General features: G+C 29.4%; 19 protein-coding genes. 15 read left to right on the top strand and 4 right to left on the bottom strand.

Annotated features, from left to right (window positions below; translation table 11 throughout):
- The first annotated feature begins 241 nt into the window (after window positions 1-241).
- From Q9969_RS08185 to Q9969_RS08170, 4 genes are read left to right on the top strand one after another with little or no spacing between them, the layout of a single operon-like run.
- The gene (locus Q9969_RS08185; RefSeq protein WP_305556165.1) at window positions 242-1,777 is read left to right on the top strand and encodes a hypothetical protein; all 1,536 of its coding nucleotides are present in this window, start codon (window positions 242-244) and stop codon (window positions 1,775-1,777) included.
- Window positions 1,778-1,784: 7 nt separating this feature from the next.
- Window positions 1,785-2,627 (top strand): DUF2357 domain-containing protein, encoded by an 843-nt coding sequence (locus Q9969_RS08180; RefSeq protein ID WP_305556162.1) that lies wholly within the window; start codon window positions 1,785-1,787, stop codon window positions 2,625-2,627.
- Window positions 2,608-3,141, top strand: coding sequence for a DUF2357 domain-containing protein (locus tag Q9969_RS08175; RefSeq protein WP_305556159.1), 534 nt, complete (start codon window positions 2,608-2,610; stop codon window positions 3,139-3,141). The genes Q9969_RS08180 and Q9969_RS08175 overlap by 20 nt, the downstream gene beginning before the upstream one ends.
- Window positions 3,142-3,143: 2 nt before the next feature.
- Window positions 3,144-3,656 (top strand): nuclease domain-containing protein, encoded by a 513-nt coding sequence (locus Q9969_RS08170; protein ID WP_305556155.1) that lies wholly within the window; start codon window positions 3,144-3,146, stop codon window positions 3,654-3,656.
- A gap of 598 nt (window positions 3,657-4,254) precedes the next feature.
- Here the strand turns inward: Q9969_RS08170 and Q9969_RS08165 are convergent.
- Window positions 4,255-4,710: a hypothetical protein gene (locus tag Q9969_RS08165; RefSeq protein WP_305556152.1), complete on the bottom strand. Its 456-nt coding sequence runs from the start codon at window positions 4,708-4,710 to the stop codon at window positions 4,255-4,257.
- 244 nt (window positions 4,711-4,954) lie between these two features.
- On the opposite strand from Q9969_RS08165, the gene Q9969_RS08160 reads away from it, so the two are divergent.
- From Q9969_RS08160 to Q9969_RS08120, 9 genes are all read left to right on the top strand, one after another.
- A complete protein-coding gene (locus Q9969_RS08160; RefSeq protein ID WP_305556149.1) occupies window positions 4,955-5,347 on the top strand; it encodes a (deoxy)nucleoside triphosphate pyrophosphohydrolase in 393 nt (130 codons plus the stop codon).
- A gap of 2 nt (window positions 5,348-5,349) precedes the next feature.
- Window positions 5,350-5,496, top strand: coding sequence for a hypothetical protein (locus Q9969_RS08155; protein ID WP_305556146.1), 147 nt, complete (start codon window positions 5,350-5,352; stop codon window positions 5,494-5,496).
- Complete coding sequence (locus Q9969_RS08150; protein WP_305556143.1) at window positions 5,493-8,411, top strand: DEAD/DEAH box helicase; 2,919 nt, start codon at window positions 5,493-5,495, stop codon at window positions 8,409-8,411. Before Q9969_RS08155 ends, Q9969_RS08150 begins: the two co-directional genes overlap by 4 nt.
- Window positions 8,412-8,676: 265 nt before the next feature.
- Complete coding sequence (locus Q9969_RS08145) at window positions 8,677-9,567, top strand: hypothetical protein (RefSeq protein WP_305556140.1); 891 nt, start codon at window positions 8,677-8,679, stop codon at window positions 9,565-9,567.
- Between the two features lie 45 nt (window positions 9,568-9,612).
- Window positions 9,613-9,792 (top strand): hypothetical protein, encoded by a 180-nt coding sequence (locus Q9969_RS08140; RefSeq protein WP_305556137.1) that lies wholly within the window; start codon window positions 9,613-9,615, stop codon window positions 9,790-9,792.
- A 110-nt stretch (window positions 9,793-9,902) separates the two neighbouring features.
- On the top strand, window positions 9,903-10,298 hold the full coding sequence (locus Q9969_RS08135) for a hypothetical protein (RefSeq protein WP_305556134.1): 396 nt from the start codon (window positions 9,903-9,905) through the stop codon (window positions 10,296-10,298).
- A 368-nt stretch (window positions 10,299-10,666) separates the two neighbouring features.
- Window positions 10,667-11,677, top strand: a complete 1,011-nt coding sequence (locus Q9969_RS08130; RefSeq protein ID WP_305556131.1) for a transposase — start codon at window positions 10,667-10,669, stop codon at window positions 11,675-11,677.
- Window positions 11,596-12,078: a transposase gene (locus tag Q9969_RS08125; protein WP_305556129.1), complete on the top strand. Its 483-nt coding sequence runs from the start codon at window positions 11,596-11,598 to the stop codon at window positions 12,076-12,078. The genes Q9969_RS08130 and Q9969_RS08125 overlap by 82 nt, the downstream gene beginning before the upstream one ends.
- A 22-nt stretch (window positions 12,079-12,100) precedes the next feature.
- Window positions 12,101-12,706, top strand: coding sequence for a hypothetical protein (locus Q9969_RS08120; RefSeq protein WP_305556126.1), 606 nt, complete (start codon window positions 12,101-12,103; stop codon window positions 12,704-12,706).
- Between the two features lie 110 nt (window positions 12,707-12,816).
- On the opposite strand, the gene dmpI is transcribed toward Q9969_RS08120, so the two are convergent.
- Window positions 12,817-13,005: a 4-oxalocrotonate tautomerase DmpI gene (dmpI, locus tag Q9969_RS08115; protein ID WP_305515145.1), complete on the bottom strand. Its 189-nt coding sequence runs from the start codon at window positions 13,003-13,005 to the stop codon at window positions 12,817-12,819.
- A 64-nt stretch (window positions 13,006-13,069) separates the two neighbouring features.
- Here dmpI and Q9969_RS08110 point away from each other — a divergent pair, with 64 nt between their 5' ends.
- A complete protein-coding gene (locus tag Q9969_RS08110; protein ID WP_305515143.1) occupies window positions 13,070-13,528 on the top strand; it encodes a deoxyuridine 5'-triphosphate nucleotidohydrolase in 459 nt (152 codons plus the stop codon).
- Window positions 13,525-15,054, top strand: a complete 1,530-nt coding sequence (locus tag Q9969_RS08105; protein WP_305515141.1) for a thiamine pyrophosphate-binding protein — start codon at window positions 13,525-13,527, stop codon at window positions 15,052-15,054. Before Q9969_RS08110 ends, Q9969_RS08105 begins: the two co-directional genes overlap by 4 nt.
- Here Q9969_RS08105 and Q9969_RS08100 read toward each other — a convergent pair.
- Together Q9969_RS08100 and Q9969_RS08095 are read right to left on the bottom strand one after the other, a co-directional pair.
- Window positions 15,020-15,298 carry a hypothetical protein gene (locus Q9969_RS08100; RefSeq protein ID WP_305515139.1) on the bottom strand — a complete coding sequence of 93 codons (279 nt, stop codon included), beginning with the start codon at window positions 15,296-15,298 and terminating at the stop codon, window positions 15,020-15,022. The two genes, Q9969_RS08105 and Q9969_RS08100, sit on opposite strands and share 35 nt — an antisense overlap.
- Complete coding sequence (locus Q9969_RS08095) at window positions 15,291-15,827, bottom strand: DUF2953 domain-containing protein (protein WP_305515137.1); 537 nt, start codon at window positions 15,825-15,827, stop codon at window positions 15,291-15,293. The genes Q9969_RS08100 and Q9969_RS08095 overlap by 8 nt, the downstream gene beginning before the upstream one ends.
- Window positions 15,828-15,831 lie beyond the last annotated feature (4 nt).

The raw sequence follows: 15,831 nt of genomic DNA, 5'->3' as shown, positions 1-15,831 counted from the left end.
AATTAATTGAAAATTATCTTTTATCTTTAAAAGTTAAACCGTTTGAAATATTAACTGGGAATTCTGGAACTGGTAAAAAAAAAAAAAAAAAAAAAAAAAAAAAAAAAAAAAAAAAACAAAATTATCTCAACTATTTGCTAAATTTATAACTAATTCTCATGTTATAAATAGTGCTTCTATAAATGTAAATGCTAATTATTTTACAGTTAAAGCTAAAACAAATTATTCCTCTTGGAAAAATATGGGTTGGACACTTGAAAAAGATGATTTTGAAAAAATTTTACCTATTGAAAATTGTGAAGTAACTTGTCCTATGGTGGTTGATGGAATCTCTGCTGAGGGACATATTGATATTTTAACTCAAATATATTATTCAAATAATGAATTAATTGATTACTTTAAGGATTTATATGAAAAAGATGATAAATCCATTGTCGATTTAAATATTAATTGTTTGGATATAAAAAAAATATTCACAGAATATGATGAAATTGATGATGGAGGGATTACTTTAACTCAAAATGCTAATAAAACTGCTGCTAAAAATAGACAATGGATAATGAATAACTCAATTTTTAGATATTTGCCGTTTAAACATGGTTCAATTAATTGTAACCTTAGTGTTAATGGTATTAATTCTAAAGGTCGATTTAGAATAATGCCTCGAATAACCTTTAAACCTAATAATATTTTGCAAGATTATTTAAGAGATAATATTGGTAAAAAAGTAACTGTTGAACTTAAAATTGATAGTTTTAATTTTGAAAATTTTAAACCACAATTCAATTGCAATGAATCGGATGAAACACACAATAGTGATGAGGTTAATTTATCGGATTTCATTAAAAATTCTTCTAAATATAAAATAGTTCCAGTAGGTGCTAATTGGACAGATAATACTAATATTATTGGTTATTATAATGCAATCATGGAAATTTATCAATCTACTCCTGCTTATGAGCTTATCAAGCAAGCACAAGAAGATCCGACCAATCCTTACTTTTTAATTTTGGATGAAATGAATTTATCTCATGTTGAGAGATATTTTTCAGATTTTTTATCAGCTATTGAAAGTGGAGAAAATATCCCTTTATATGGTAATAATGAAATGTTAATGATTCCAGATAATCTTTTTATCATTGGAACAGTTAATGTTGACGAAACAACTTATATGTTTTCACCAAAAGTATTAGATAGAGCAAATACTATCGAATTCGACACGGTAACTGCTTGGGAGTATATGTTTTTAACTAACGAATTAAATGATTTTGAAGGTGATATTAATTATTTACAATCTCCATTAATAGATTCAGACATATCTAATTTAAATATTGAAGATTTAAAAGAAATTTTATCAGAAATCACTTATGATGATGAAAATTTATGGAATATATTGGCAATGGAGCTTACTGGATTTCAAGAAATTCTTAAGGGATCTAGTTTTGCCTTTGGTTTCAGAGTAATCAATGAAATCTTAAGATTCATGGTTGTTGCATGGAAATATGAAAACTCTCCTGATGAATGGGATAATTGGGAGAGATATTTTGATGCTCAGATTAAACAAAAAATTCTTCCAAAATTACATGGATCTGAAAAAGCTATTGGTAATGTCTTAAATGATTTATTTAATATTTGTCTAGAGTATAGGAATAATGCTGAAAATCCTAAATTGTTTATTGTTGATAAAACTAATACTAGATATTACACTTCAGCTTTAAAACTCCAAAATATGGCTAAAATTTTGTCTGTTCAAAGATATGTTTCATTTATTAATTAAGATTTAAATGATTGAGCAAAAAGTTATTATTCAACTTGTTGATGAGGATTCAAATGAATTTGGAACATTGACGGTCAGTTCACTAGATTACAATGGTAATCATAATTCTAATCTGGATATTTCACATTCAATATCATTAAATAATGTTCCTGTTGTCGATGAACCAGATAATATAACTCCAATTCAATATTGTCCAAATATTGGAGCTAATTTTGCTAAATTAATGTTTTTAGAAGAAACAGAGTATCAAATACTATTCGAATCAGAAGATGTAAAATCTAGTTTCGAAGTGTTATATTCACTAACTAAAGTTAACGATAATCATTTCAAAGAGTTTAGATTCTCATTAGGGAATAGTAATCAGTATAAAATCGCTGGAACTCTAAATTTTAGAAGCTATGTTGGAAAATCATTTTTAGATGTTAAAAAAGATGGGATAACTTCTACTAAAATTCCAATTGAAGTTAGATCTAAAAAAATTGATTATCTCAATCAATACTCTACTATGATCGCTGATTTATCACAATATTCATTAAATTTATTATTTGAGATTAACTCACAGTTATACCAAGAATTTGAACTTGATTACAGACAAAAAGAAACATATTATGAGGACTTCATGTTTTTAGAATATCTATTCCGACAAGAAAATCTCCCATCAATTTTTGAATATCTGTCTAAAAACTTACATTCTCATCTTAAAACTCATGCTGAAACGGTTCCATTATCTTTTGCATCTAATGTTAATCAAAATACTTTAAAAAATATTGTATCTAATCCAAATGATCTGTTTAAATCAGATGCTGATTTTAAAATTGTTCATAGATTAAATGGGATATGTTCCCCATGAAATAGAGCAAATTAAACATGAAGATATTATCAATACTCCTGAAAATAGATTTTTTAAATATTTTTTAGAATTAATTAGGGATTTGGTTGAAAAGTTACTTAAAAGTTCTAAAGAAGGTTATATTAAAGATCAGCTATGGTATTTTGGAGAGGAAATTGACTATTATCTATCAAATAAATTTTTTAATCATATCTCAACAATGGAATATGTTCCATTTAACTCACAAATTTTGCAGAAAAAAGAGGGATACAGAGAAATTTTCCAATACTTTTTAATTCTTGAATTTTCATTTAGATTAAGTTGGAATGAAATTAATGATCAATTCAAAGGGTTTGAAAAGAAATTAAGTGAATTATATGAATATTGGTGTTATTTTAAATTATTAAAAGTTTTAAATGATTTAAGTATTTGTAAAAGTGATTTTGAAGATGTTTTTAAAATTAACAAAGATAATTGGTCAATAAGTATTAAAAAAGGAGCACAATCATCAATCATTTTAAGAGATTTTATTTAAATTTGTATGGTTTTGATATTGAAATAAATTTGTTTTATAATTTAAGATTTTCCGATGAGTCAAAATACAGATCTTATTCATTGGCTTTTAAACCAGATTACACTTTGCTTGTTAAAATTAATGATAATATAAATTATATTCATTTTGATGCAAAATACAGATCAGAACTTGAAATTGTTGATTTTTATAGTACAATACACTCTGATAAACAAATTGATGATGAAATTGAGGAACGGGACTCACGTGAAGAAAAAGAATACGTTTTTAAAGATGGAGATATCTATAAAATGCATACTTACAAAGATTCTATTTTAAAAACTGAAGGATCTTATGTATTGTATCCTGGAAATAAAACAAAACAATTCTTTGAGTCGAATATGATAATTCCATCAGTGGGTGCATTTTCGTTAACTCCTGGAAATGATGGTTCTGAAGAAGATAATTTAGAAGTATTTATTAAAGAAGTTATTAAAGCTTTATTAATTCAATCAAGGTTTAATTACTTTAAATTTTAATAGTATAATTCCTAATTATTGATATTTGTTGCGATTAATATGATCGATAGTAATTGGATAAATTTTATATGCATTTTTGATAGGGTATCTTTTTTTAGATTGTTAAGTGATATGATTAAATATTTTCAGATTATTCTAGTGATTTTTTAGTTTATGATTCATTGAAATGATATTTCATCAAATAATTATTATATTGTTGAATTTCACTGTTCTTTAGCATCTTTAGGATGTTTTGAAAATTTTGAATATGCTTTACTAAATTATAACATTATTTCCTTACAATTTTTCCGTTTTATTTTAAACCATAATCTCATTGAATTTTTCATTAACAAGAATATGCATTTCTTTAATTGTTATATTTGTCTTTTTTCGATGATTTCATCTATAATTATGAGATCATGAGTTTATTTTTAGGTCTTCCTCCTCCAAATGAAGGATTTAATTCTTCAGATTCACAAGTTTTAATCCACTATAAAAATTCCATTTCCACAGTTTTCACAAAATCCCATATTTAAACTCTAATTTCATGTTTGCAAGTTGTACATTATCTTAAATCATAGGATACTGCACTTTTCAATGTATTATAAAATTAGTAATTCTAATACTCATAATCTTCATAATAATCATCGGAATAATCTTCATAGTTAGAAGTATCTTCATAATCCTCATAACTAGAAGTATCTTCATTCATCCATGAATATTCCTCAGGGTATGCCTCGGATAGTTTTTTATTTGCATAGTCTGCACCTTCACCGGTTTCATAATAAGGATTTGCTGCACAACTGTGACAAATTTTTCCTTGAGTATAATCATCATTTGCCTCTGCATATGTCAGAGCTTTTCCACATATTGCACAGTATCCATATTCTCCGCTTTCAGAAGAAGATCCTGTAGTTGATGATTCATTCATTGTCGCATTTTTAACAGTTGAATTGTCTACAAGGGTTCTATTGTCCTTGTTTGATGTGTGTTGGGTATATAATCCCCATGCAACTCCAATGGATAATATGACAATAATTGCAATCAATATTATAATTCTTTTATCTATTTTCATAGTATACTGTATATAGTTCATTATAAATTAATTTAACTTTTAATCTCTTATGTCTATGCGCTTCAGAGTTAATGAAGATATTCATTGATGTAAGTGGCCTTTCAGTTAAGGAAATAGTATTGGCACAAGTTTCATCACAATAATTGGAATATCTAGAAGATTAATTTCAATCTTTCCCAAATTGCTCATTTTTTAAATAACATTTATAACGTAAGCTGCTTAATATTTAACCAGAGGAGTTTAGATGAAAACCTTAAATGTTGTTGCAGCTATTATTAAAAAAGATAATCAAATCCTAGCTACTAAAAGAGGTTATGGAGAATTTATTAATATGTGGGAGTTTCCAGGGGGCAAAATTGAAAATAATGAAACAAAAGAAGAAGCTCTCATAAGAGAAATCAAAGAAGAACTTGATTGCATAATAAAACCCACTAAATTCGCCTTAGAGTTGGAATATCAATACCCTACCTTTTATTTAAAAATGAGTTGTTTTGAAGCAGTCATCAGCGAAGGCACTCCAAAACTTCTTGAACATAATGATGCTAAATGGTTAACTAAAAGTCAATTGGATGATGTTGATTGGATTCCTGCCGATATAAAAGCGGTTAATTATTTAAAAGAAACTATGGAAGATTAGTTATGAATAGAATAGAACTTGCAAAAGCAAAAAAAGCAGATCTTGAAGTGAAACTCCAAAAAGTTAAAGGATCTCCAAGAGAAGAAGAATTCAAAATGCAGATTGATAAATTGGATGCCTTAATCAAATATCTTCAAGATCAAGAATGAATAATCAGATTGAAATTTTAAATGGTGCAAGAACAGCATTCGTTGATGAAAATTCCACTTCCAGTGCTAACTTTCGTCCAAGATTGCTGTCAAACAATGATAACTCCAAAATCATTAATTCAATTAGGGATGAGCTTCTAAATTGCGATGAGTTTATTATTTCGGTTGCTTTCATCACAAAAGGCGGCATCACTCCCTTACTGGAAGTTTTTAGTTATCTAGAAAATCATGATATTAAAGGTAAAATCCTAACTACTGATTATTTGAACTTCACCGAACCGGAAGCATTAAAAAAACTCAATTCTTTTAAAAATATTGATGTTAAACTTTATCTGCAAGAAAATGAAGGTTTTCACACTAAAGGATATATTTTTAGAAAAGGGGATGTTTTCACAGGAATTGTTGGAAGCTCCAACATGACAATGAATGCACTTAGCGTTAACAAAGAATGGAATGTCGAGTTCACATCACTAAAAGAGGGGGAGATGTTAAACCAAATCAAAAACGAATTTGAAAAACTATGGGTTGATGGGGAAAATCTCTGTGATGTGCTTCCAATTTATGAAAAAATTTATAGGGATAGTAAAAAGTTCAGTAGTTTTAGAAAGTTAACACGTAAAATAAAAGAAAACAATATTGTTCTGACTCCAAACTATATGCAGGAGCAGTTTCTAGAAAATATTCGAAATCTAGTGAGTCACGGTGAAAGGCGTGCAATCCTTGTATCTGCTACAGGAACTGGTAAAACCTATGCATCTGCTTTTGCAGTTAAGGATTTTAATCCTAAAAGATTTCTATTTTTAGTTCACAGGGAACAGATTGCAAAGCAATCTATTGAAGCTTATAGGAATGTATTTGAAAATCATGATGATTTTGGCCTATTGACCGGCAATTCAAAAGATTTCGATAAAAATTATTTATTCTCCACTATCCAAACCATGTCTAAAGATGAGGTTTATCACAAATTCTCTCCAGATTATTTTGACTATATTGTAGTGGATGAAGTTCACAAAGCAGGAGCATTGTCCTATTTAAAAGTCTTAGACTACTTCAAACCCAAATTTTCACTGGGCATGACCGCTTCACCAGAGCGCAGTGACGCTTTCAATATTTATGATTTGTTTGACAACAATATTGCCCATGAGATTAGATTAAAAGAGGCTCTTGAAGAAGATCTGTTATGTCCGTTTCATTACTTTGGCATTAGCGATGTTGTATTTGAGAGTGGTGAGATTGATGATGATTTTGATGACTTTAACTTGCTTGCATCAGATGAGCGAGCAGATTATTTGATTGAAAAATCCGAGTTTTACGGATACTCGGGAGAGAGACGAAAGGCGTTAGTATTTTGCTCAAGAAAAAAAGAAGCCCAAATGTTGTCTCGTGAATTTAATAAAAGAGGTCATGCTTCTCTTGTCCTAACCGGTGAGGATGCACAGGATATGCGTCTTGAGGCCATTGACAGACTAGTAAATGATGACAATCCAGATAAATTGGAGTTTATTTTCACTGTTGATATTTTTAATGAAGGTGTTGATATTCCAGAGATTAATCAAGTTCTATTGCTTCGTCCAACTGAATCTCCTATTATTTTCATTCAGCAATTAGGCAGGGGTCTTCGGAAATATCAGGATAAGGAGTATGTTGTCATCATTGACTTTATTGGAAATTACAAAAATAATTTCATGATTCCAATAGCTCTTTCGGGAGACAGATCTTATGATAAGGACAGGATTCGCAAGTATTTGATGGAAGGAAATAAGATCATTCCTGGAGCATCATCAATCAACTTCGATGAAATTTCACAAAAGCGCATCTATGAGTCAATTAACAATACTTCCTTTTCAAGAAAGGCATTGTTTAAAGAAAAGTACAATCAATTAAAATACAAGTTGGGCCACATTCCGTCATTATATGATTTTGCAGTCAACGGCGAATTTAATCCTGAATTGATTCTCAATCACAAGGACTATCCGACATATCATGATTTTTTATGCGACATTGAAGAGGACTATTCTTCACATATAAGTGACGATGAGAGGGATTCATTGAAATTTATTTCAAAAAAATTGTTAAAGGGAATTAGGCCACATGAACTTATAATTTTGGAATGTTTGAAAATCAACAAATATTTCACTGTTTCACAAGTCGAAGAGTGTTTAAAAGATAATTTTGGCCTTCTCAATCAGATAGATGATATTGAAGGGGCCATTAACTTTTTAAGCCTGAACTTTTATAGAAAAGAAAACGGTGAAGGTCATCAAAAGAATACGATAGAAAACATTGTATCAAACCCCAAGAATTTATTTTTCAACTTCAAAGATGATACGGAGAGATTTGAAATATCCTCAAGCTTTAAAAAAGCGCTAACAAATCCAACATATTATAATCATTTAAACGACGCATTAAAATATGCATTTTATAAATATGAAATGATTTATAAATCTGACTTGCAATTTAAATTGTATGAGAAATACTCTCGTGAAGACGTTTTAAGGATCTTGAACTGGGATTACTTTATGAATGGGCAAAATATCGGAGGGTATAAAATAAAATACAATACCTGCCCAATATTTGTCACTTATGATAAGTCAGAAGATATTTCAGAGACAATAAACTACAATGATCACTTTATTAATAAAGGTACCTTCTCATGGATGAGTAGGAATAATCGCAAAGTTTCTTCAAAAGAATTGGAGCCGTTAGTTGATTATGATGATTTGGATATTGAGTTATTTATCCAAAAAAGTAATGATGAAGGAATAGAGTTTTATTATATGGGCAGTCTGACACCATTAAATTATAAACAACTTTACAGAAATATTGATGGTAAAAGTCATCCGATTGTTAATTTCACATTCCGTCTTGACTGTGAAGTCAAAGATGAGCTCTACAGTTATTTTGTTCGCGACTAATTATTTTTATATTAAAGCAATTTTTTGAACCTAGAGCAATTTTATAAGTCCATACATCCTTAATATTTAAATAATGGCGATTATATACTTTATATCAAACAAAACTAGATATTGTTGAATTTAGAGGAGGTGTAATTTTAGTGGTGAATTAATTTTGTATACTCCAATATTGCTTTAAATTTGTTAAATTTTAATAATAATTAATTATTGCTTTCTATTTAATGAACAGAAAAATATAAATAGGAATTTGTCCAAAATAATGATTATGAATTCAAAAATAGATATTTCAAATAAAACTTATGGTCAATTCAACGACTATATTTTTAAAGCTATTCTACATAGTCGAGCAAATGGTCTATTAAAATTCATGAATATTCCATATACTATCAAAAAAGTATTGTTGTCTGAATATATTAGTTTAGGGCCCTCAATTTCCCGTCTTGACTTTGTATGTGAAGCAGAAAAAGATGGGAAGAGGACATCATTAATATTGGAATGTCAGTCAACACTTCCAACAGGTGAAGATATTAAAAGATTTTATCAGTATGTGTCTACTTTACGCATATTTATAGATGAATATGTTGATTTATTTATTTTGTGCACTAAAAAAGCAAAATATGATAAAATAGAATTTGGGATTAATGAGGGATGTAATTATATAATGCACATGATTTCTCTTAAAAAATTCAAAGCAACAGATATCTTTAAAAATATTGAAAATAAACTAAAAAACAGTGAGGAAATTACAGATGAAGATATTGCATCACTTCAAGTAATTGTTTACACAGATTATGAAGAATCTCCATTAAATATTTTAATTAAAGCTCGTAATCTTTTTGAAAAGATTGCTGAAAAATCTAAAATGGATATTAATGAGAAAAAAGCGATTATTTATTTGTTCGATGTTTTAAGTACAAATATGTTAGATGATAGTGAATCAAAACAATATGAGGAGAAAAGTTATATGTTACTTAATCCAATGGATCGTTACTGTGAACGAAAAGGTAGAGAAGAAGGTAGAGAGGAAGGTAGGTTAGAAGGTAGACAAGAAGTTAAATTTGGCATTGCCAAAAACATGATTAAAAAAGGATATTCGATTGAGGATATTGTTGAAATAACTGGGTTGTCTAAAAAAAATATTTTGAATATAAAATAGTTTATAAAACTATTTTTTTTCCTTTTTCATAGGGAGGAAACTTATATGTTACTTAATCCAATGGATCGTTACTGTGAACGAAAAGGTAGAGAAGAAGGTAGGTTAGAAGGTAGACAAGAAATTAAATTGGATGTTGCTAAAAACATGATTAAAAAAGCTTATTCGATTGAAGATATTGTTGAAATAACTGGTTTGTCTAAAAATGATATTTTAAATTTAAAATAGCTTATAAAACCATTTTTTCCTTTTTCCATGTATTTGAGAACATTTTAAATTAAAACGTTTTCATGCTAAATTTAAGATTTGTTGTTCAAAACAGGTTAGAATCAAAGACAATGTCTAAACTTAAAATTGGTAAAAAAGTAACTTATAAAACAACTTATCTAAAGTTTCAATCTCAAAACTTATCTGTTTTTAAAAACAAAGTCATATTGATGGCTGAAAAATATATTCGATTGATTAATAGTTCATATACAATTATTAAAAATTCAAAAAATTATGGTAAATTTGCAAGTTTAGATGATGCAAGATTCTTTAGAGATGAATTAATAGATAATGCTTGGGATTTAGACTCAATTAAACAATTATATAAATTTGAGGATACTTATTTTGTTGTAAGTATTGATGGGAAAATAAATCTCCTTGAAAAATATAAAAGAAAACCATCACAAAAATTGATGGGATACTTAAAAAATATAAAAGAAATCCTAATAGTTCAAAATATGGTTTAAACATTACTAAAGTCTTTGATACATTTGTTGGGTGTCCGCCAAAACTAATTTTTTTTATTTTGAATTTTTTATAACTGCGTTATAATTTTCTTGTTTTGTTAATTTTTTTCATTAAATTAATTAGAATTTAATTTTAATTATTTATTATTCATAATTTTTAATATGGATTATAATGATTTATTTATATTTGATTTTAGTCATTTTTAGAATAGTAATATTTATATACTATGATGTACATATTTTATATTAGATATGAGTTATTATGTGTTGGTTATTTATGGTTAGTAAGAAAGTTATTAAGAATCAGGCTGAATTAGGCATTAGGACTTATAGATTTTAATGTTCCAGAGAATCATATTTCTCGTTTTGTGGTTGATTTTATTGAAGAATTTTATCCGATTTTGGGAATTAAAGAGAATAAGAAAAAAGGCGGTAGGCCTTCATATCCTCCATGTTCCATGTTAAAATTACTTGTTTATGCAAAAATAGACCATATTGAAAGTGCTAGAGTCATTGCAGAAATGACAAAGTACCATGACATATATAAATTCGTTTGTGATAGAATTAAACCCTCTGAACGTTCAATTCAAAGGTATCGTGATGAATTTGGACGTTATTATGAAGTATTGCTTCAAATGACATTAAAAATGGCCGTAAAAAAAGGATTCACTGAATTTAATCATGTTGTAGTCGATGGGACCATCAAAAAAGCATTCAATTCTAACCAAAATATGATCAGCAAAAAAGAAACCAATTTGCTGGTCCAGTTCTACAAAGGACTGGAAGTTGACCTTAAAAAGCTTGAAAAACTCAATAAACCAGCTCAAAAAATACTAAATGATGACAAGGAAATGTCCAATGATGAAAAATTAGAAATATTATATGACATCAGAACTCAATTCAAATTCACAGGACAGGATAAAATACCAATGAATGATATTGAAGCACGCATGATGAAAGGCAAAAAAGGAAACTTCCTGGTTGCTTATAATATCCAATCTGCAGTCGATTACGACACCAAACTAATCTGCGCATTAAACGTCACACAAAACCCTACAGACCATTACCAACTACCAGAAGTAGCTGACAAAGCAATAAACAACATAGGAAAAGTACCAAAACACATGAGTGCAGATACAATATATTTAAATCAAATAAGCCTATCATACTTTGTAAACAAAGGAATAGATGGATTAATACCAACAAGAAAACAATCCAAAGAAAAAATAGGCAAATTAAATCCAAACCAATTCCATAAAGACCACTTTTACTACATATCCGACCTAGACTTATTTATGTGCCCATCAGGACAACCAATGTACTTCTACAAAGAATACACACACAACCAAACGAAGAACCAGACAAACCCGACAAAATAAAAAGACTCTACAACAATTATACTGCATGTAAATACTGCATTCACAGAAAATCCTGCTTAACAGACAAACAAACACATAAAACCATCACAGAAAACGGTGGCAGATTAGAAAGAGCAATGTTCTTCAAAATGGAAAAAGAAGAATATAAAGAAGAATTCAAAAAAAGACCAAGTGTAGAAGGACCATTCGGAATATTCAAAGAACAATACCATGTAGAACAAGAAATAGTAATCGGAATGGTAAAAACCGGAGAAAGACTCAACCTAGATGCACTAGCATACAATATAAAAAGATTATATAATCTTATTCAAGGAGAACAAAATAATAAAGAAGATATTGTTGATTTTTGTGAAAGTATATCCACTACACACCAATTAAAGCTTGATGTGACCATTTACTAGAATCCACACTCAAAAATCATTTTTGGCGGACACTCTTGTTATTAAAAAACAAATTGCTGGTGAGGATTGTATCTTTGGATATTATAACTCTCTTGAAGATGCCGAATTTGTGAGGAACTTTCTTTTAGATAATCATTGGAATTTAGGTGCATTTAAACAAATCGAGTTTGACGAGGAAACAAACAGTTATAAAGTTCTAGAGGTAATTGGTGATAAGATATATGTGTTAGATTCATTTAAAACTAAAGAAGATATTAATCTTAATGAACTGCACGAGAAATTCTTAAATAAAATATTTAAACATAAACTTGGACTTGCCCAACATCCGGATTTAGATGAGCTTAGGGATAAAATCCCTGCTTTAGAAGACAAATTCAATATTGAAGTTCAGGATGAGGTTTGGTCATTTAAAGAGAGGAAAAATCCTCTAAACGATATTATATTTAACTTAACACCTTTCCAGCAAAGTGTTTATGATGAGGTTAATAACTCCAGCTTTGAAGATATTAAAAAATCATTAATTAGATTTAAATCAAAGAATTTTGATGAAAAAATCCAAAAAAACTTAGAGGATCTTATAAAATCAGATTTGATTGTTAAAAATGGCAATTATTACGCTAAAAAGTAATTTTTAAATAATATCTTTGATTAATATTGATGCGTATTTGTTATTCAAATACAAATTTCTTTTTTTGGTTTGAACTTATAGGAGAGTCATATAAACTCTCCTTTTAATTTTTATTCTCTTTCACTTAACAGTTCACCAGCTACTCCAACATTATCTGCAGGGTAAGCTTGAACTAAAACAGTAATAGCTTCAATAGGCAAATCATATGCTTCAGCTACGGTTTTAGATACATTTTTAACCATTTCTCTTTTTTTCTCAATACTTATTTTTTCATTTCCAGCAATTGTCACTACGGGCATTTTATCACCATTAAAATATATTAAGTTATCTAGATAAATAAATTATTAAAAGGATTTGATAATTATGCTTGGCGAAAAAGAACTAGTTAAACTATTTCCAGATTTTGCAGATTTAGTCCAGCCCTCTGGAATTGATTTGGAACTGGACAAGGTTTATGTTCAAAAAAGTGAAGGGTCACTTATTGACAATGAAAAAAACCTGCCTGAAATTGAAGAGCTTGAAGAGGATATATACACTTTAAAACCTCATACGGCATATCTTGCCAGTATTAAAAGGAAAATTAAAATCCCGAAAGGTTATGCAATGTTGTATTTGCCCAGATCTACTCTTTTAAGGTCATTTGTCTCTGTACAAACTGCTGTTGGGGATCCTGGATTTTATGGAACATTGATGTTTTTAATATACAATCATGGAGACTTTGAATATGAAATCAAATCGGGAGATAGAATTGCACAAGCTGTTGTGTATTCTGTTGAGGGTTCGGGAGAATATAATGGTTCTTATCAGGAGGTAAAAATGTGAACGTAGCTGATAAAATCGTTAAAATACTTGCTGAAGAAGGAATTGTCACTGTTTTTGGAATTCCTGGTGAGCAGATAATGCCTATTTATAAATCATTATCTGAAAGCGAAATTAATCATGTCTTAACACGTCATGAACAAGCAGCGGCTCATGCAGCAGATGGATTTGCAAGGTCAACAGGCAAAATTGGAGTATGCATTACAACTGCATCACCGGGCGCACTAAATGCTACAATGGCAATGGCTACCGCTTTTAAAGATAACCTCCAGGTATTGCTCCTAACTGGAGACAATGATTTAGAATACAGAGGAAGCGATTATTTCCAAACAACTCCTCAGTTTGAGATCTTTAAAAACATTACTCAAGCATCATATTATCCTTTAAATGGTACAGAAGTAATGTATGCATTGCGTGCTTCTATTTATGAGTTGAAAAACTTCCCAAAAGGTCCTATTCATATTAATTTATCAAAAGACATTCTCCTTCAAGAGGATTTCAATGATTTTGATTTATGCTATTTGTGTGATGATGACATGTCAAATCTAGGTAAGGCTCAAGAGCTGATCGATAAGGCTGAAAAGCCATTATTTATTTTAGGTGCAGGGGCAATATCATATGGAGATAACATTGAAAGGATTTCTAAGAAATATAAAATTCCAATAACAACAACCTATCATGGAAAAGGAATAATTCCTGATGAATCTCCTCTAAACTTGGGGTTATGTGGAATTCGGGCAAATCCTCAAGCTAAATATGCATTTGAAAATTCTGATTGCATAATTGGTTTGGGCATTAAAGCTAGTGAGAGGACATTGACTGAGCTTCCAGATAATTTCATTCATGTAAATATCAATAAAGATGTTTTGGTTGGGGATTATCCAATTCAGGGGCAAGTAATGGAATTCATGCTTGAAGCCAGATTTAAGGAAGTCAACTGGATTGAGGATATTTTTAAAATTGATGATTCATATCATCTAGAAGGTCTTGATGATGATTTAAAACCACAAGCTGCCATTAAAAGAATTTTAGATAAGTTCAATGACAATATTGTCGTCTCAGATGCAGGATCCCATACCACTTGGACCGCTCTTTTAAAGAAATCTTCAAAGCCAAGACAATTATTATTCTCAGGAGCCATGGCACCGATGGGTTATGGTCTTCCAGCAGCTATTGGAGCTGCCATTGCAACTGATGAGAAAATCATTGTTATCAATGGGGATGGAGACTTCCAGATGAATCTCCAGGAGCTTGCAACTATTAAAGAACAGGATTTGGATGTAATCATTTTCATCTTAAATAATTCGGAGTATGGGATTATTCGCCAATGGCAAGAGGATGTCTATGGGATGGATGCATATCAAACACAATTAAATAATCCTGATTTTGCAAAATTAGCTGCAAGTTATGGGATTGATGCTGTAAAAGTAGACAATTTAAACGATTTGGAATTGCTTTTAGATAGGAATCTAGAAGGGCCTCTTGTTGTTGAAGTTATTGTTGAGAGTGAAAATATTCCTCTTCCTTAACATATTTTTCAACAATCTCTTCTATATTTTTAACATTTCCATTTAATGGTGCAAAATAATATTGGTCATTTTCATTATAAATTATGCCAACCGGTTTTATCTCGGCAGAAGATAATCTATCTCTAATCATGGTTATTTTTGTTATAAAAACAAATGTGAATCCGCAGATTTTTTTAAACTCAATAATTTCATCTGTTTTGCATTTGAAAAACTCTTTTATGTCCTCTGCAAAATTTTCACCCATTTAAGACACTCCTTATTAATAGTCTAATCTCTTTTTTTGAAATTAACCTGATTGTTGGCATTAAAATTTTAAATGGGTAAAATTCAAATTCGTTTTCACCTTTCATGTCAAATACGCTTCCTCTGAATGATGGTTCAGCACTTATCTTCAGGTTTTTATTGGCTGAATTTATCACCGCTAAAACCCCCCAGATGATGCCTATGTATTTTCCAGTTTCAGCATAGCTTTCAAGGCCAAAAACAATGTGATTTTCTATTTTTTTAATATCAACTGTTTTTAAAATAAGCTTTAAATAATTTAGCAAGTCTTTAGAACAAGGCTTGGCCAGTTTCACTATTTCTTTAAAGTCTTTATCTTTATTTTCCTTATTTTCAAAGGGTAAATCAAGACTGTAAATTTTGATTTTTTTAAAAATTAGTATTTTTAAACATCCTTTAACTTCACTGCCAGTTTTATTATACCTGAATATTATTTTGATTCCTGTTGCAAGTAAAATAATAATAAAAAAGATGATTATTAGGATAATCACCTCT

Origin of the sequence: Methanobrevibacter sp. V74 (genome assembly GCF_963082495.1) — an archaeon.
Lineage (GTDB): Archaea > Methanobacteriota > Methanobacteria > Methanobacteriales > Methanobacteriaceae > Methanocatella.
This window is presented reverse-complemented; position numbering and strand designations above follow the sequence as displayed.